This is a genomic window from Halomonas sp. 18071143 (genome assembly GCF_019211725.1).
Taxonomy (GTDB): Bacteria; Pseudomonadota; Gammaproteobacteria; order Pseudomonadales; family Halomonadaceae; genus Vreelandella; species Vreelandella stevensii.
This window is the reverse complement of the sequence record NZ_CP078120.1, coordinates 145,963-163,434: the sequence shown is the minus strand read 5'-3', so window position 1 is coordinate 163,434 and position 17,472 is coordinate 145,963. Positions and strand designations below refer to the sequence as shown.

Below are 17,472 nucleotides of genomic sequence, written 5' to 3'. Positions count from 1 at the left end.
AAGGGACATGAGCTTTTCACAAGCATTGAGTGGTCTGAACGCGCAGCAGCAGGCGCTGGGCTCCATCGGCAACAACATCGCCAACTCGCAGACGGTGGGTTTCAAGAGCTCCAACGTGCTGTTCGCCGATGTCTATGCCAACAGCCAGGGGTTGGGTACCCAGGTGGCCGGCGTTCAGCAGGATTTCGGCAGCGGCAACATCGAGGGAACGGGGCGCAACCTGGACCTGGCCATCGCCGGTGACGGCTTCTTCCGCTTTCAGCAGCTCAGCGGCGAGGTCGTCTACTCGCGCAATGGCCAGTTGACCATGACCGCCCAGGGCGATCTGGTCAACGCCCAGGGCGCCCAGATCATGGGTTATCCCGCCGATGAGGAAGGCAACGTCCAGGTCGGTGGCGCGCCGGTGCCGTTGAACGTGCCCGCCGACGACATTCCCGCTCAGGCCACCAGCCAGATGACCATTGGCATGAACCTGAATTCCGGTGAGACGGTCGTGGATCGTGACGTAACGGATTTCGCCACCAACGACCCGAACAGCTACAGCTACGCCACCAACGCCACCGTCTACGACTCCCTGGGCAACCCGCGCAACATGACGCTCTACTTCACCAAGGTGGGCGAGGATTCCGGTGGAAGTGATTGGGAAGTCCATGCGCTTCTTGCAGGCTCCAGCGACCCACAGGAAATCACGGATGGCGAATACCTTTCCTTCGATACCAGCGGTCGCGTGGTCGGCGACGCCGAATTCGCGGTGACCTTTGCCGACTTGCCAGGTGCCGAGGATCTGACGTTCGACATCGATCTGGGCAGTGCCACCCAGTTCGCCAACAGCTCCACGGTCAATGAGCTGAACCAGGATGGCTACACCTCCGGTGCTCTGGTCGGTATCAGCATCGAGGATGACGGCACCGTGATGCGCCACTATTCCAATGAACAGTCCCTGGCGGCGGGGCAGGTGGTGCTGGCGAACTTCCGTAATCCCGAGGGCCTGACGCCGATAGGCGACAATGCCTGGGCGGCGACCGCCGCGTCCGGGCAGGAACTGGTCGGTGCGCCGGGCACCGGCTTGCTGGGCAGTCTGCGGGCCGGGGCGCTGGAGAGCTCCAACGTCGACATGTCCGCGGAGCTGGTCGACATGATCATCGCCCAGCGTGCCTACCAGGCCAATTCCCAGACCATCAAGACACAGGACGAGCTCCTGCAGACCACCATCAACCTGCGTTGATGAGCGCTGAGCGGGGAAATTGACCATGGACCGCATACTTTACACCGCCATGAGTGGCGCCAAGCAGAGCATGGATCAGCAGGCGGTGGTCAACCACAACCTGTCGAACGTCTCGACCACCGGCTTCCGCGCGCAACTGCACGCCATGCGCGCCGTGCCGGTGCAGGGCGACGGGCATCTGCCGACCCGCGTGTCGGTGGCGGCGACCACGCCCGGTTCGGACTTCTCCCAGGGGCCGATGATGAGCACCGGGCGCGAGCTGGACGTCGCTCTCGAGGGTGGCGCCTGGCTCGCCGTGCAGGCCGACGACGGGAGCGAGGCCTATACCCGGCGTGGCGACCTGCAGGTGGATGGAGATGGCATCGTCATGCTCGCCGGGCGACCGGTGATCGGCGAGGGCGGGCCCATCGTCGTGCCGCTGGGCGCCCAGCTTTCGGTGGGCAGCGACGGTACCTTGAGCGCCATCGGCCAGGGCGAGGATCCCGATGCGCTGGTCGACGTCGGGCGTCTCAAGCTGGTGACGCCCGAGGCGGACCTGCTGCGCGGCGACGACGGCCTGTTCCGGCCGCCCGTCGGCGAAGAGGGCGAGCCGGTCGTGCTCGAGGCGGACGAAGATGCGCGCCTGGTCAGCGGTACCCTGGAGGGCAGCAATGTCAGTGCTGTCGAGAGCATGGTGGCGATGATCGACGTGGCGCGGCGCTACGACATGCAGATGAAGGTGATCGGTAGCGCCGACGAGAATGCCCAGCGCGCCAACAACCTGCTCTCCATTCAGGGTTAACGAGGAACCGAACGATGATCAAATCGCTGTGGACCGCCAAGACCGGTCTCGAATCGCAGCAGGTGCAGTTGGACGTGATCTCCAACAACCTGGCCAACGTGAGCACCAACGGCTTCAAGCGCTCGCGGGCGGTGTTCGAGGACCTGCTCTATCAGAACCTGCGCCAGCCCGGGGCGCAGAACAACGTCCAGAACCGTTTGCCTTCCGGCATGCAGGTGGGAACCGGCGTGCGCCCGGTGGCCACCGAGCGCCTGCACACTCAGGGCGGCTTGCAGAATACCGAGAACTCCCGCGACCTGGCGATCAACGGGCAGGGGTTCTTCCAGGTGCTGCTGCCCGACGGTACCACCGCCTACACCCGTGACGGCAGCTTCCAGATCGACGAGAACGGCCAGATGGTCACCGCCAACGGCTATCCGATGGAGCCGGCGATCATCATTCCCGACAACGCCCTGTCGCTGAGCGTGGGCGAGGACGGCATCGTCACCGTGACCCAGCCGGGCACCTCCCAGGACACCCAGATCGGCCAGATCACCATCTCGACCTTCGTCAATCCCACCGGTCTGCAGAGCATCGGCGGCAATCTCTATCTGGAGACCACCTCTTCCGGTCCTCGCAACGAGACGATGCCGGGCATGAACGGGGCCGGGCGGCTGATGCAGAACTACGTGGAGACCTCCAACGTCAACGTGGTGGAGGAGATGGTCAGCATGATCCAGACCCAGCGGGCCTACGAAATCAACAGCAAGGCGGTGCAGACCAGCGACGAGATGCTGGCGCGCCTCGCGCAGCTGTAATCCGACGAGGGCGGACGACGCATGAAAGGGCAGACCTCTTCGCACCTGTGGCGGCTGGCGGTGGCGGCCATGATGGTATCCATCATGGCCGGCTGTGCGCAGATTCCGCGCGCCTCCCTGGTGGGCGAGCAGGAGATGATCAATATCGCCGAGCCGCCGCCGCCGATTCCCAACGGGTCCATCTATCAGGCGCATCGCGGCGTCCAGCCGCTGTTCGAGGATCGTCGCCCGCGTCAGGTGGGGGACATCCTCACCATTGTGCTCGACGAGCAGGTCAGCGCCAGCTCCAACTCCCAGAGCAGCGCCACCCGCAATGGCTCGGCGAATCTCGACATCATGCAGATTCCCGATGTGATCGACTTCCTGGTCGACTACGGGTTCGACGTGTCGGGGGGCAACGCCTTTTCGGGAGGCGGGGGCACCCAGGCCAGCAACAACTTCACCGGCACCATCACCGTGTCGGTGCTCGAGGTGATGCATAACGGCAACCTGCGGGTGCGCGGCGAGCGCCAGGTCGGCATCAACCAGGGGCGCGAGTTCATCCGCTTCTCGGGCGTGGTCAATCCGCGCACCATCACCGGCCAGAATACCGTGCCTTCGACGCAGGTCGCCGATGCGCGCATCGAGTACGTCGGCGACGGCTACATCAACGAGGCACAGCACATGGGCTGGCTGCAGCGCTTCTTCCTCAATGTCTCGCCTTTCTGATCGGGAGCGTTCGATAGATGCCTAGGAATTCTTGCTTCATGCTCTCATCGCGGATCTCGCCCATGGCCTGGCTGTTCGGCGCGGCGCTGTGGCTCGCCCTGGCGGCGCCGGTCCAGGCCGAGCGGCTGCGCGACCTGGCGACCTTCGCCGGCGTTCGCGACAACGCCCTGGTGGGCTATGGCCTGGTGGTGGGACTCGACGGTACCGGCGACCAGACCATGCAGGCGCCCTTCACCGGGCAGAGTCTGACCAACATGCTCTCCCAGCTCGGCATCACCGTGCCGCCGGGGACCAACATGCAACTGCGCAACGTGGCGGCGGTGATGGTGACCGCCGATCTGCCTCCCTTCTCGCAGCCGGGACAGCGCCTCGACGTGGTGGTCTCGTCGATCGGCAACGCCCGCAGCCTGCGCGGCGGCACCCTGCTGATGACGCCGCTCAAGGGCGCCGACGGCGAGACCTACGCCATCGCTCAGGGCAACCTGCTGGTTGGCGGCGCCGGAGCGGCGGCCGGCGGCAGCAGCGTTCAGATCAACCAGCAGGCGGGTGGGCGCATCGCGGGCGGCGCGACCGTCGAGCGCAAGGTGCCGGTAAGCCTCGGGGCCAACAGCGGGATCCTCGACCTGCAGCTCAAGCAGGCGGATTTCGGTACGGCGCAGCGCGTGGTCGCGGCGATCAACGACGCCTTCGGCTGGTCGGTGGCCGCCGCACAGGACGGCCGCACCATTCGTCTGCAGGGACCCAACGATCCCAACGATCGCGTCAATTTCATGGCGCGCATAGAGAACCTCCAAGTGACGCCAAACGAGGCGCCGGCCAAGGTCGTGCTCAACTCGCGCACCGGTTCGGTGGTGCTCAATTCCAGCGTCACGCTGCATCGTGCGGCGGTGGCGCATGGCAACCTGTCGATCGTCATCGATACCGACTTCCAGGTCAGCCAGCCGGCGCCCTTCGGCGAAGGGCAAACCGTGGTGGCACCGGATACCGACATTGCCATTACCCAGGAGGGGGGCGCGTTGCGGGTGGTCGAAGGCAACGCCGACCTCGTCGAGGTGGTCAATGCGCTCAATGCGCTGGGCGCCACGCCGGCCGACCTGATGTCGATTCTCGAAGCGCTCAAGGCCGCCGGCTCGCTGCGCGCGGACCTGGAGATCATCTGATGAGCGTCAACGATCTCGGTGGTCAGTTCGCTCTCGACGTACAGGGCCTGCAGCGCCTGCAGCATACCGCACGGCAGGACCCCAACGCCGGGCTTCCGGAGGCCGCGCGGCAGTTCGAGGCGCTGTTCCTGCACATGATGCTCAAGAGCATGCGGGACGCCTCGCCGCAATCGGGCCTCTTCGATAGCCAGCAGAGCCAGTTCTACAATGCCATGCTCGATCAGCAATGGTCTCAGCATCTGGCGGGGCGCGGCTTCGGCCTGGCGGAGCAGTTGATCAATCAGCTCGAGGGTCGGGGCATGGTGCCACAGCAGAGCGTGGCGCGAACTCAGGCCGACGAATTGATCGCCGGCATTCCCCGCGGCGTGCCCCGTGTGCTGAGCGACGCCCTGCATGGCGACGACGCGCCGCCTCCCGAGGCGGACTTCATGGCCGAGCTCGATGCCAGGCGTCCCGCCAGTTTCCTCGATGAACTCGACCTGGGTGGGTATGGAGAACGGCGCGTCGCGGTCGACGGTGCGTCAGCGGTGGGCGACGCTCGCCGGACAACGACCGACCAGGCACAGGAGCGAGGCGACCATGTGCAACGCTTCCTGACGAAGCTGTCGGCGCCGGCCCAGGCGGCGAGCCGTGCCACGGGGGTTCCGGCCGAGCTGATCCTGGCCCAGGCGGCACTGGAGACGGGCTGGGGGCGTCACGAGATTCCCACGGCCAGCGGCGGCAACAGTTACAACGTGTTCGGCATCAAGGCCGGGAGCCGTTGGCAGGGGGCGACCACCGAGGTGGTCACCCATGAATACGTGAACGGCAAGCGCACCCGAGTCACGGATAGTTTCCGTGTCTACGGTTCCTACGAGGAGGCCTTCACGGACTATGCGCGATTGATCGGCGACAATCCGCGCTACGCGGGAGTGGTCGGCGCACCGAACGCCGAGCGTGCGGCGCACGCCCTGCAGGCGGGGGGCTACGCCACCGACCCGCACTACGCGAGCAAGCTGATCGCGGTCATGAACACCATGGGACCGCTCGAATCCATGAGGACGCTGGCCGGTGTCTTCTTCTCGTACTGATTGCCAAGCCTCGATTCGTTAAAGATATGCGGACCGAGGCCGATAACACTTCTAGTTGATTAAGGAAGCAGGCAGCATGAGCATATACTCCATCGGTGTCAGTGGCCTCAATGCGGCGCAAAGCGCGCTCTACACCACCAGCAACAACATCAGCAACGTCTACACGCCGGGCTATAACCGCGAGCTGGTGATCCTCGGTGAGAACCAGCATGGAGGGGGCGTCCAGGTCAATGACATCCAGCGCCAGTACGATGCCTTCGTCGCGGTACAGTTGAATGCCTCCACCAGCGCCAGTTCGGCGCTCGGTATCTATCAGGCGCAGATCAGCCAGATCGACAACCTATTGGCCGATGGCGATGCCGGCCTGGCCCCGCTGATGCAGAATTTCTTCTCCGCGCTGGGCGACCTGGCCGCGTTTCCCTCCGATCCGGCGGCGCGCCAGAGCGTGCTTGGTGCCGCGGATACGCTGAGCGCCCAGTTCCGCGCCTTCGACGGCTACCTGCAGGACATGCAGTCCGGCGTCAATCAGCAGATCGTTGCCGAAGTCGATGAAATCAATACGCTCACCCAGCAGATCGCCCAGCTCAACCATGAAATCGTGATCGCCACGGCGCGCTATGGCCAGGCACCCAATGCACTGCTCAACCAGCGCGATCACCTGGTGGCGGAACTGAGTACCCACACCGACTTTCAACTGGTGGTGCAGGATGGCGGTAGCTACAACATCAACCTGCCGGGTGGGCAGCCGCTGGTGACCGGCACCCATCACTACGAGCTCGAGGCGGTCGCCTCGCCCTACGACCCCCAACGCACCGTGGTGGGCTATCGCGATGCGGCGGGCAACCTGGTGATTCTCCCCGAGGATGCCATCCAGGGCGGCGCTCTGGGCGGGCTGATGAGCTTCCGCGCCGAGTCCCTCGACAAGACCCAGAATCAGATCGGCCAACTGGCGGTCTCCCTGGTCGTGGGCTTCAATGACCAGCACCGCCTGGGGCAGGACCTGAACGGTGAGCAGGGCCAGGACTTCTTTTCCATTGGTCAGCCCCAGGCTTATGCCCATGTTCGTAACGAAGGCAGTGCGCAGATTGCCGACACCGGTTACGGAGACGTCTCGCAACTGGCGGCCGCCGACTATACCGTGAGGGTCACTGCGGTGGATGGCGCCACCGGTGAGCCAACCTTCCAGATCGTGCGCAAGGACAATGGCCAGGTCGTCGAGCATGACTTCGAGGACGGCACCTTGAGCTTTGCCGGCGTCGAGCTGACGTTCGACGATGGCGGCTTTGCGGTTGGCGACAGTTATGAGATCCAGCCGGTGCGCCGCGCCGCGGGCGGCGTCGAGACGCTGATCAGCGATCCGGCGCAGATCGCCGCCGGCAGTTTCCTCGAGACCAGTGGCGATATGGCGATCTCCTCCATCGTCGCGGCACAGGACGCCTTGCAGGATGCCCCCGACGGCGGCTATGCATTGAGCCTGGATAGCGAAGGCAATCTCGGCACGGGTGGTGTGCCCGTCGAGCGAAATGGTCAGCCATTCGACCCTGATAACGGTCAGATCGAGCCAGGCGACGTGCTGACCGTCGATGGCATCAGTTTCAGCGTCGATGCCTTGCCTGCGGAGGGCGAAACGGCCAGCCTGACCCTCGACGCGGCCCCGGCCGCCGCTGGCGACAACCGCAACGCCCTGGCGCTGCAGGCACTGCAGAACGAGAAGCTCGTCGCGGGCAGCGCCACACTCAACCAGGCCTATGCCTCCATCGTCAGCGACGTGGGCAACCAGACCAACGTGGTCCAGGCCAACCTGCAGATGCAGCAGGGCCTGACCGATCAGTTGCGGGCCGTGCAGCAGTCGGTATCCGGCGTCAACCTGGATGAGGAAGCCGCCAACCTGATCCGCTATCAGCAGTACTATCAGGCCAACGCACGGGTCATCGAAACGGCATCGACCATGTTCGACACCATTCTGGGTCTGCGGACCTGAACCTGATACTGGACAAGACGGACAACAGGAGAGAGCACGATGCGTGTCAGCACCGTCACCATGTTCGAGCAGAGCGTCTCGGCGATGAACCGCCAGCAGAACGAATTTCTCAAGGTCGGCCAGCAACTGGCCACCGGCAAGCGGGTCATCAATCCCTCCGACGATCCGCGCGCGGCGTCCCAGGCGCTGGCGGTCTCGCAGTCCATCGCCGCCAACCAGCAGTACATGGACACCCGGATCACCGCGCGCAACACCCTGTCCCAGACCGCTAGCGTGCTGGGCAGCGTCACCGATGCCCTCACCAGCGCGCGTACCCTGATCGTCCAGGCCGCCAATGGCACCTTGAGCGACGCCGACCGCCAGTCGCTGGCCAGTGAGCTCACCGGCATCTACGAGACCATGCTGGGGCTGGCCAATACCACCGACGGCAACGGCAATTACCTGTTCGGGGGCTACCAGAACAGCAGTCCGCCCTTCGTGGTGAATGCGGCTGGCGAGGTAGAATATGTCGGGGATGAAAACGTCCAGGAGTTGCAGGTGGACGCCACCCGGCGGATGCCGGTGCAGGTGAACGGCGACAGCGTGTTCAATAGCGTACCCGGTGGCGCCGGCTACGTGGCCGAGGCCGGTGACGGCAACACCGGCACCGTGACCTTCACCGGGCCCAGCGTCACCAATCCCGCTCACGACAATTACGGTGACTACTTCGCGCTGGCATTCCAGGTCGACGGGGATGACGTCACCTATACGGTCAACGGGGGGGATCCCGTTCCCTACGAGGCGGGCCAGCAGATCGATCTGGGCGGGCTGAGCATCACCCTCGATGGCGTGCCGGAGGATGGCGACACCCTGGCGGTGGGCCCCGCCGAGCAGATGGGCACCAACGTCTTCACCACCCTCGAGAAGGCGATAACGGCGCTGGAGACACCCATCGAGACACCCGCCGATCAGGCGGCCTTCACCAATACCATGAATACCACCTTGCGCAAGCTCGACAACGCCCTGGACAACGTGCTTACCGTGCAAGCCTCGGTGGGCGCCAAGCTCAATGAACTGGACGTGCTCGATACCGTGGGCAGCACCCGCATGATCAACTATGAGCAGACCCGCTCCGACCTGATCGATCTCGATTACAACCAGGCGATTTCCGAATACGTCATGCGCCGGGTGGGCCTGCAGGCGGCGCAGCAGACCTTCGTCGACATTCAAGGACTGTCGCTGTTCAACTACATGTGACATGCGGGCGGTATTGATTAAAGGACGCACCCCGCGTGGCCGATAAGAAATGAATGAGTTGCCGCCAAGTGCTCGGGTGGGAAAAGGGCCTGGCGTACCGCACACAACGGAGAAGGATGCGATATGAGCACTATCAGTTCACTGGGGGTCGGATCGGGCCTCGACCTGAATGGCCTGTTGGATGAGTTGGAAGCAGCCGAGCGTATGAAGCTCGAGCCCATCGTCCAGCAGCAGGAGAAACATCAGACCACGATCTCGGCCTATGGCCAGCTCGAGGGTGACTTGAGTGGGCTGCAGGTTTCCACCGCCGCGCTCAGCGACCCGGCCACCTTCGAGGCCGTCTCCAGCGAAGTGAATGGCGATAGCGTGCAGGCCGCGGCGAGCGCCGATGCCGTACCCGGCCGCTATCAGGTCGAGGTGGAGCAACTGGCCCAGGCCTCCAGCGTCGCGACCGAGCGGGTGGATGATGCCGCGCAGCCGCTTGGCGCCGGAACGCTGAGCTTTACCTTTGGCAACGGCGAGACGCTGGAGATCGAGATCGCCGAGGAGGCGAGTTCCCTCGCCGATATTCGCGATGCCATCAATGCCGAGAACGCCGGTGTCACCGCTTCGATCATCCATGACGGCCAGGGCTACCGGCTGTCTCTCGTCTCCAGCGAGACCGGCACCGACGCGGCAGTCACCGGCATCCAGGTGGAGGGCGATCTGGCCGGTAGGCTGGTGATGGACGCCGAGCAGGATCAAAATGGCGCCTTCATTGAGGGTGGCACTGGCACTTATGTGGCGGCCCAGAATGCCTTGCTGACGGTCAATGGTGTCGCCATTACCAGCCAGTCCAATATGGTGGAGGGGGCGATCCAGGGTGTCACCCTGAGCCTGGAAGAGGTGGGCAGATCGACCGTCACGGTTCAGCAGGACACCGACGTTGCCAAGCAGGCGATCGTTGCCTTCGTCGACAGCTACAATGCGCTGCGCGCGACCATCGGCCATCTCACCAGCTTCGATGCCTCGGACAGTGATGAAAAGGAGGGGAGTACTGGAGGAGCGCTGCTGGGTAATAGTACCCTGCGCAGCATCGAGAGCCAACTGCGCAGCGTGATGAATGCCGGCGTCGAGGGTGACGGTTACAACTGGCTGTTCGAGATCGGCATCACCCTGAATGTGGACGGCACCCTGAGATTGGACGAGGCCAAGCTCGATGAGGCCATTGCCAACGACTTCAGCGGCGTTCAGGCGTTCTTCGTCGGCGATGCCGAAAACCCGGGACTGGCACAGCAATTGGACGATGCCCTGGAGGCCATCCTTGCCGATGGGGGAACGCTGGACCTGGCGGTCAGCAGTCTGGAATCCCAGATCGAGCGTCTCGATCAGCAGTATATCCGCACCGAACAGCAGATCGAGAGGACCATGGAGCGTTATCGGGCTCAATTCGTGCAACTCGACCTGATGGTGGCGCAGATGAATCAGACCAGCCAGTACCTGACCGAGCAGTTCGACATGATGAACGCTCAAATGGGACGCAAATAGAATGACATGCCCCGGCAGGAGATTGTCATGAGCGACGTCACGGCAGCCTATGAGGCGCTCCTGTCGCAGGCCAAGGCGATGTTGGGGGCGGCCCGTGAGGACGAGTGGGAGCGGGTGCTCGAGCTCGAGCAGGACTACCGGAGGCAAGCGGCGCATATACGCCGGCTGGACGAGGAGGCCCTGACGGAACCGGCGCTGATCCAGCACAAGCTGCAGCTCGTCGAGGCGCTCATCGAGCACGATCGGGAGATTCGCCAGCGGGCCGATGCAAGACGCGACGAATTGGTCGAACTGATGCGTGTGTCGCGTCAGCAGGGCAAGCTGCATCGCGCCTACGGTGGGCAGGGGTGAGATCGAACCGCATGTCTGGCCGACGTCGTCTCGGCTGGTTGGGAGGGCTTTCGGCGCTTGCCGTGATGGCGCTGTCCCAGCCCACCGAGGCCGCGGGAAGCTGGGTCGCCGAGGTCCAGGGCGTACGCGTGACGATGGCCGAGCGCGAGGTGCGCTCGGCGCCTCTCGTGGCGCCGACAGCGGTGCCTGGCGATGCGACGCTTGCCGAGGTGAGCTGGCGGTATCGACTCCCTCCCGGTGAAGCGGTGCGTGCCTGGTTGTGCCAGGGTGAAGCCTGTACCGCCCTGTCCGGCGAGCGTGGCACCACCCGGGCTTTCAGCGGCGGCCGCGTCCATGAGCCCCTGCACTTTCGCTTTGCCCTGATGCCGGGCCACAAGCGCATGATCCAAGTACAAGGCCTGCAACTGATCGCCAACTATCATTGACGGATGCTTTTCCAACTGTCACGTCGCGGCAGCGCATGGCGAGCGCGGGCGCTTCTTTTCTCTTCTTCCTTTCCCCGGTATTCATTGGACTCGCGCTCGAGCCGCTGTTTGACGCCGCGGGGCCGGGCCGCCAGCTTCCGTACGCGCCTCAGGTCAGGGGCGCCATGGCTTCCAGCATCTGGCGCAGGAAGAGCAGGCCATCGCTGAACAGGCGCTGCAGAAAGCGCCCGAAGTCCGACATCAGGATCATCAGCAGGAACAGGCCGACGGTGAGCGATGCCGGAAAGCCGATATTGAATACCGTGAGCTGGGGGGCGGAGCGATTGAGAATTCCCATCGACAGGTTGATGATCAGCAGCGCGCCGACCAGCGGCAGGGCAAGCAGCATGCCGGCGGCGAAAATGGTGCCGCCGAAGCGGACCAACAGCTCGAAGGCGCCGGCATTGAAGCCTCCCATGCCGATGGGCAGCGTAATGAAGGTGGTGGCGATGATCTCGATCACGATCAGGTGGCCGTTGAAGGCGAGAAACATCAATAGCGTGATCATGTAGAGCAGGCGCGACAGGATCATCGTCTGCGTGCCGCTGCTGGAATCGAAGAAGGTGGCGAAGGCCAGGCCCATCTGCAGGCCGATGAATTCACCGGCGGCCTGCACCACGGCAAACATCACCTGCATGGTCAGGCCGATGGCGATGCCGATCAGCATCTGCTCGATCATGATCCCGAGGCTCGCCCAGGAGACCAGCGGGGTGTCGGGCATGGGCGGCAGGTTCGGCCCGAGCACTACCGTGATCAGCACGGCCAGACCGATCTTGGCCTGATTGGGCACGCTGGAGTGACCCAGCAGCGGCGACGCCATGAGAAAGGCCGTGATACGCACGAAGGGCCACAGGAACAGCATCAGCCAACCCTGCAGCTGGGCGAAGGTCACTTCTACCATGCGATTTCCGGGCTAGACCAGCATCAACGGGATATTGCTGAACAGCTCACGGGTGAAGTCGGTGATCAACTTGATCAACCAAGGACCCGCCAGCACCAGGACGGTGAAGACGCCCAGTATCTTGGGGATGAACGTCAAGGTCATCTCGTTGATTTGCGTTGCCGCCTGGAAGAGGCTGACGAGCAAGCCGGTAAACAGGGCGGTGAGCAGCAGGGGGGCCGCCAGCATCAGCGTGACGCGCATTCCCTGGTAGGCCATGCTCATGACGATTTCAGGACTCATTTTCGCTCCTCACGTTGGGGATTAGAGGTAGAAGCTCTGGGCCAGGGAGCCGATGATCAATTGCCAGCCATCCACGAGCACGAAGAGCATCAGCTTGAAGGGCAGGGAGATGGTGGCCGGCGGCACCATCATCATGCCTAGCGACATCAGCACGCTGGCCACCACCAGATCGATGATCAGGAACGGGATGAAGATGGTGAAACCGATCTGGAAGGCGGTCTTCAACTCGCTGGTGACGAAGGCCGGCATCAGCACGCGCATGGGCACGTCCTCGGGGCCCTGCATGGGGCCGACATCGGCCAGCCGCGCAAAGAGCGCCAGGTCGGGCTCCCGGGTCTGGGCGAGCATGAACTCGCGAAACGGCTGGCTCCCGATCACCAGGAACTCATCGAAGTTGATCTGGTTCTCGGACAGCGGCACCCAGGCGAGCTCGTAGACCTGCGAGAATACCGGCGACATCACGAAGAAGGTCAGGAACAGGGCCAGCCCGAGCAACACCTGGTTGGGAGGAGCGGACTGGGTGCCCATGGCGGTGCGCAGCAGGCTCAGGACGATGACGATACGCGTGAACCCGGTCATCATCAGGAGCATGGCCGGAAGGAAGGCCATCGAGCTCAGCAGCAGCAGGGTCTGCAACTGGATGGACCATTGCTGGCCGCCATCGCCCGTGGGCTGACTGACGATGCCTGGGATCTCCTGGGCCGAGACGATGCCCGGAAGCAGCATGGCCACCAGCAAGACCAGGCCGGCCGGCCATGCAGGGAACGCTCTTCCGCTTATCCTCACCGCTCCTTCCCCCTGCCCAGTGTCTGACCGGCATTGTGCTTCAATGCCTGGGCGAAGCGATTGGCGAAACTCGTCCCCTGCGCCTGGAAAGAAGCGGGCGGTGGCTCCGTCGGCTCGTCCGGGGCCGGCAGCTCGTGCAGCTTGTTCACTTGACCGTTGGCGACACCGAGGACCAGCCAGGTATCTTCTACCTCGACGATGACGACGCGTTCACGACCGCCCACCGCGGTACTGCCCACCACCTTGAGTCGTTGGTGTTGCAAATGCCGGCCGGGCCCCAGCCGCTTGACCAGATAGCTGCACAGCAGGATGATGCCGACCACCAGGGCCAGCGCCGCCGCGGTCTTGCCCATGGCGGCCATGCCCAGCAGGGCATCGCCGCTTGCCGCGGCGGTATCCAGTGCGGCGCCGCGTCCGGCATCGAGCGGCGCGGCCTGGCCGGTGATCGAAAACGCCTCGCTCATCGATTGAGTTTCTGCACGCGCTCGGAGGGGGTGATGATCTCGGTGATACGGATCCCGTACTTGTCGTCAACCACGACGACTTCGCCTTGAGCGATCAGGTAGCCGTTGATGAGGATGTCCATGGGTTCGCCCGCCAGTCCTTCGAGTTCGATGACCGACCCCTGGGCCAGCTCCAGAAGCTGCTTGATGGTGATGCGCGTCCGCCCCAGCTCCACGGTGAGCTTGACCGGAATGTCCATGACCATCTCGAGGTCGCGCATGGTGCCACTGGTTTGCCCCTTGTCCAGCGGCTTGAAGACCTGGGCGCTGGCGGATTCGGCCTGGGCGCTGGAAGTCGCGGCCTGGGGCGAGGGGGGCGTGGCCTCGCTCGCGACCTGTTCGGCCAGCGCATCGGCCCAGGGGTCGTCGCTGACGTCATCGCCTTGCCCTTGCTCCGCCATGGCGCTGGCCCAGTCGTCCTCGATCGAGTCCTGGGGCGCCTTGGAAGGGTTCTGATCAGGATGCTTGGGATCAGTCATGTTTCGATTCCTTGACTTGCGGCTTTGACGCTTTGACGAAAGTATCCTTGGCCGACTTGGATGACGGAGTGTGCTCGATCAGTTCACTGACGCGCAGGGCGCGTTGTCCCTGCTGACTGCCGTACTCGCAGCGCATGACGGGAACGCCATCGACGCGGGCGGTGACGATTTCCGGCAAGTCGATCTCCAGGACATCGCCCTTCTTGAGCGACATGACCTGGCCTATGGACGTAGGGATCTCGACGAAATCGGCGACCAGCTCGACATGCGACTGCTTGATCTCTCCCGCCATGCGCTGTTCCCACAGCCGGTCCTCTTCCGGGTGACTGTCGGTGAGCGGCCCGCTGAGCTGGTCTCGCAGTGGCTCGATCATCGAGTAGGGCATGCAGATCTGGAAGTCGCTGCTCAGGTTGCCCACTTCCAGGTGGAACGTGGTGTTCACCACGATCTCGTTGGGAGAACTGGTGATATTGGCGAACTTGACCTGCATCTCGGAACGCAGGAGGTCGACCTCGAGCGGATAGACCGAGCGCCACGACTCCTGATAGGCGTCGATGGCCAGGGTCAGCATTCGCCGGATGATGCGCTGCTCGGTATGGGTGAACTCGCGTCCTTCGGATTTGGTCAGAAAGCGTCCGTCGCCGCCGAACAGGTTGTCGACCACCATGAACACCAGGCTGGGAGGGAAGACCACCAGCGCCGAGCCGCGCAGCGGCTTGAGAGCGATCAGGTTGAGGTTGGTCGGCACCGGCACGTTGCGAGCGAAATCGCTGTAGCTCTGGTAGCGGACCGCGTCCACGGTGATATCGGCGCTGCGCCTGAGCAGATTGAACAGGCTCATGCGGAAGTGTCGGGCAAAGCGCTCGTTGATGATGTCCAGCGCATGCAGGCGCTCGCGAATTACCCGGTGCTGTGTCGCCGGATCGTAAGGGCGAATTCGCCCATGACCGTTGTGAGCGTCGGCCGAGTCGGCGTCGTCTTCGCCGCTGACGCCCTTGAGAAGGGCATCGATCTCTTCCTGCGAGAGCAGATCGTCTTGAGCCATGGCGCTAATGCACTTCTGTTGAAAGCGTTAAGGAGACACCGTCGGAAATCATTGGACGATAAAGTCGGTGTACAGTACGTCGTTGATCATCAAGGGCGGCTGCGGCTCGGCCAACGGCTGGTCGAAAAGCGCCAGGATCTCCTGGGAGAGCGACTGCTTGCCTTCCGGCGTGGTCAGCGTCTCCGCCTCCTGGCTGGAAAGCAGCATGAGCAGCCGGCTGCGGACCTGCGGCATGTGCATGGTCAGCACATCCTTGGTCGTCATGTTGCCGACACGCAGCGACAGACCGATATAGAGCAGGCGCTGATCGTAGTGGCGGCTCTGCAGGTTTACGGTGAAGGGCGCAACGTTGACGAAGATCGGCTCGACGGCGGGTGGTTCCTCTACCGGTGCCTGGGCTTGGGCCTGGCTGGGCGCATTGCCGCTGCGGCTGTCCATGTAATAGAACATGCCCGCGGAGCTGGCCAGTGAGATCAGGATGATCAGGATGCCGAAGATCCACCAGGGCTTGCTTCCGCCTGCAGTGCGATTCTTTGCCATTGCGTTTGCCACCATTCATAGTGTCGACCGGATGCGTTCCGGACCAGAGACGATTATGGCGATAGCAGGGCCATCGCCATGGTTTGAAAAGACTGGCCGTAACTATTCAGGTGGCTGCGGATGGGATATCGCCAACCAGCTGATTTTTCTGGCATAGTGTGCCTAATCCTTCGGCATATCTATGCGGTGACATGACCATCAGCGATATCAACGTCGACGAGGCTCTGGAGCGGGTCCGACAGCAGCTCAAGGAAGACCAGACGGTCTCGCCGTCGCTGCGTGCCGCCATCGATGTGCTGATGCTGCTGGTCAAGCTCATGGCCGATCGCCTGGCCACCAGTAGCCGCAACAGCAGCAAGCCACCGTCCCAGGATCCCAATCGCCAGCGCCGCTCGCGCGCCAAAGGCGAGCGGCGCCCCGGCGGACAGCCAGGGCATGAGGGTAAGACGTTGGCGCCGGTGACGGACCCCGACGAGGTGGTCAAGCTCCGTGTCGATCGTCGACAACTCCCCAAGGGGCGTTCTTACCGCCCGGTCGGCGTCGAAACGCGCCAAGTGCAGGACATCGTAATCCAGGCCGTGGTCACCGAATATCAGGCTGAGGTCCTCGAAGATGATCAGGGGCAACGCTACGTGGCGCCATTCCCCGAGGGCGTGACTCGCCCCATCCAGTATGGCCCTCGCCTCAAGGCGCATGTCGTCTATCTCTCCCAGTATCAGCTGTTGCCCTATGCGCGTATCCGCGAGTTGCTCACCTCGCAGTGCGGCCTGTCGCTGAGCACCGGCACCCTGTTCGCCTTCAACCAGGAGGCCTGCCAGCGGGCCGAGGCGTTCGCCGAGTGGGTGATCCCGGCGCTACGTGAAGCAGCCACCGTCCATGCCGATGAAACCGGAATGCAGGTCGGTGGCAAACGCTACTGGCTACACAGCGCCTCCAACGAGGCCCTGACGGTTGGCCCCGCACCCCAAGCGCGGCAGAAGCGATGGACGCCATCGGCGTATTGCCCTTCGTGCGTGGCGTGCTGGTGCATGATCACTGGAAGCCCTACTACCGCTATCCGGATTGCCGGCACGCGCTCTGTAATGCGCACCACCTTCGGGAGCTGACAGCGGCCTGGGAGAACGATGGCCAGGCATGGGCCAAGGCCTTGCATGACCTGTTGTTGGAGATGCATCGCGCCGTGGAGGTGGCCGACGGCTGCCTCTCGGCCGATGAGACCCGAGCCTGGCGGCAGCGCTATCGAGATTGCCTGGCGAAAGGGGACGCCGAGAGCCCCCCGCCGGTGAAACCGCCACCTGGAACGCGAGGCCGGGCCAAGCGCACCAAGTCGCGCAACCTCCTGGAACGCCTCCAGGCGTACGAGGACGACGTGTTGCGCTTCCTCGACGACCCTGCCGCTCCCTTCACCAACAACCAGGGGGAACGCGATCTGCGAATGACCAAGGTCCAGCAGAAAATCTCGGGCTGTTTCCGCTCCTGGGAGGGGGCGGAGATCTTCTGCCGGATGCGCAGCTTCCTCTCGACCGCCGTCAAGCAAGGGGTGGCGGCGCATACCGCACTGGAGCAACTGTTTGCGGGTGATGTGCCAGCCTTCATGCAGCAAGAAGCCCCGACTCAGCCAACCGGTGCTGAATAG

The 17,472-nt window shown here is 63.7% G+C and carries 18 protein-coding genes and 1 pseudogene; 12 read left to right on the top strand and 7 right to left on the bottom strand.

The genetic code is table 11. The features are described 5' to 3' along the window. Positions 1-7: 7 nt before the first annotated feature. The 11 genes from flgE (at position 8) to KVY02_RS00715 (ending at position 11,261) form a co-directional block, all read left to right on the top strand. On the top strand, positions 8-1,225 hold the full coding sequence (flgE, locus tag KVY02_RS00765; RefSeq protein ID WP_218314128.1) for a flagellar hook protein FlgE: 1,218 nt from the start codon (positions 8-10) through the stop codon (positions 1,223-1,225). Positions 1,226-1,250: 25 nt separating this feature from the next. Continuing rightward, positions 1,251-2,006, top strand: a complete 756-nt coding sequence (locus KVY02_RS00760) for a flagellar basal body rod protein FlgF (RefSeq protein ID WP_100732205.1) — start codon at positions 1,251-1,253, stop codon at positions 2,004-2,006. 14 nt (positions 2,007-2,020) lie between these two features. Beyond that, positions 2,021-2,803: a flagellar basal-body rod protein FlgG gene (gene flgG, locus KVY02_RS00755; protein ID WP_081139151.1), complete on the top strand. Its 783-nt coding sequence runs from the start codon at positions 2,021-2,023 to the stop codon at positions 2,801-2,803. A gap of 69 nt (positions 2,804-2,872) precedes the next feature. Beyond that, positions 2,873-3,511, top strand: a complete 639-nt coding sequence (locus tag KVY02_RS00750) for a flagellar basal body L-ring protein FlgH (protein ID WP_371317412.1) — start codon at positions 2,873-2,875, stop codon at positions 3,509-3,511. Positions 3,512-3,573: 62 nt separating this feature from the next. Further along, positions 3,574-4,671 (top strand): flagellar basal body P-ring protein FlgI, encoded by a 1,098-nt coding sequence (locus KVY02_RS00745; protein WP_198517599.1) that lies wholly within the window; start codon positions 3,574-3,576, stop codon positions 4,669-4,671. After that, positions 4,671-5,741 (top strand): flagellar assembly peptidoglycan hydrolase FlgJ, encoded by a 1,071-nt coding sequence (gene flgJ, locus KVY02_RS00740; RefSeq protein ID WP_081139148.1) that lies wholly within the window; start codon positions 4,671-4,673, stop codon positions 5,739-5,741. Before KVY02_RS00745 ends, flgJ begins: the two co-directional genes overlap by 1 nt. Before the next feature lie 76 nt (positions 5,742-5,817). Beyond that, positions 5,818-7,722, top strand: coding sequence for a flagellar hook-associated protein FlgK (flgK, locus tag KVY02_RS00735; protein ID WP_218314127.1), 1,905 nt, complete (start codon positions 5,818-5,820; stop codon positions 7,720-7,722). 39 nt (positions 7,723-7,761) lie between these two features. Continuing rightward, complete coding sequence (gene flgL / locus KVY02_RS00730) at positions 7,762-8,958, top strand: flagellar hook-associated protein FlgL (RefSeq protein ID WP_218314126.1); 1,197 nt, start codon at positions 7,762-7,764, stop codon at positions 8,956-8,958. Between the two features lie 123 nt (positions 8,959-9,081). After that, complete coding sequence (gene fliD / locus KVY02_RS00725; RefSeq protein ID WP_218314125.1) at positions 9,082-10,485, top strand: flagellar filament capping protein FliD; 1,404 nt, start codon at positions 9,082-9,084, stop codon at positions 10,483-10,485. A 27-nt stretch (positions 10,486-10,512) separates the two neighbouring features. Further along, entirely contained in the window at positions 10,513-10,836 is a 324-nt protein-coding gene (locus KVY02_RS00720; RefSeq protein WP_218314124.1) for a flagellar protein FliT, read from the top strand. Between the two features lie 11 nt (positions 10,837-10,847). Continuing rightward, positions 10,848-11,261 carry a flagellar protein FlhE gene (locus KVY02_RS00715; RefSeq protein WP_218314123.1) on the top strand — a complete coding sequence of 138 codons (414 nt, stop codon included), beginning with the start codon at positions 10,848-10,850 and terminating at the stop codon, positions 11,259-11,261. A gap of 148 nt (positions 11,262-11,409) precedes the next feature. Here KVY02_RS00715 and fliR read toward each other — a convergent pair whose 3' ends face one another. The 7 genes from fliR to fliL are packed head-to-tail and all read right to left on the bottom strand — an operon-like array spanning position 11,410 to position 15,836. Further along, positions 11,410-12,201, bottom strand: coding sequence for a flagellar biosynthetic protein FliR (gene fliR / locus KVY02_RS00710; RefSeq protein ID WP_100732212.1), 792 nt, complete (start codon positions 12,199-12,201; stop codon positions 11,410-11,412). Between the two features lie 12 nt (positions 12,202-12,213). Beyond that, positions 12,214-12,483 (bottom strand): flagellar biosynthesis protein FliQ, encoded by a 270-nt coding sequence (fliQ, locus tag KVY02_RS00705; RefSeq protein ID WP_081139134.1) that lies wholly within the window; start codon positions 12,481-12,483, stop codon positions 12,214-12,216. A 21-nt stretch (positions 12,484-12,504) separates the two neighbouring features. Further along, positions 12,505-13,209, bottom strand: a complete 705-nt coding sequence (gene fliP, locus KVY02_RS00700) for a flagellar type III secretion system pore protein FliP (protein ID WP_081192191.1) — start codon at positions 13,207-13,209, stop codon at positions 12,505-12,507. 56 nt (positions 13,210-13,265) lie between these two features. Then, positions 13,266-13,733 carry a flagellar biosynthetic protein FliO gene (gene fliO, locus KVY02_RS00695; protein WP_218314122.1) on the bottom strand — a complete coding sequence of 156 codons (468 nt, stop codon included), beginning with the start codon at positions 13,731-13,733 and terminating at the stop codon, positions 13,266-13,268. Next, a complete protein-coding gene (gene fliN / locus KVY02_RS00690) occupies positions 13,730-14,251 on the bottom strand; it encodes a flagellar motor switch protein FliN (RefSeq protein WP_081192167.1) in 522 nt (173 codons plus the stop codon). The genes fliO and fliN overlap by 4 nt, the downstream gene beginning before the upstream one ends. Then, positions 14,244-15,296 carry a flagellar motor switch protein FliM gene (gene fliM / locus KVY02_RS00685; RefSeq protein ID WP_081139128.1) on the bottom strand — a complete coding sequence of 351 codons (1,053 nt, stop codon included), beginning with the start codon at positions 15,294-15,296 and terminating at the stop codon, positions 14,244-14,246. The genes fliN and fliM overlap by 8 nt, the downstream gene beginning before the upstream one ends. 48 nt (positions 15,297-15,344) lie before the next feature. After that, positions 15,345-15,836 carry a flagellar basal body-associated protein FliL gene (gene fliL / locus KVY02_RS00680; protein ID WP_081139126.1) on the bottom strand — a complete coding sequence of 164 codons (492 nt, stop codon included), beginning with the start codon at positions 15,834-15,836 and terminating at the stop codon, positions 15,345-15,347. A gap of 191 nt (positions 15,837-16,027) precedes the next feature. Between fliL and KVY02_RS00675 the strand changes: the two are divergent. After that, positions 16,028-17,472: pseudogene (locus KVY02_RS00675) on the top strand (IS66 family transposase).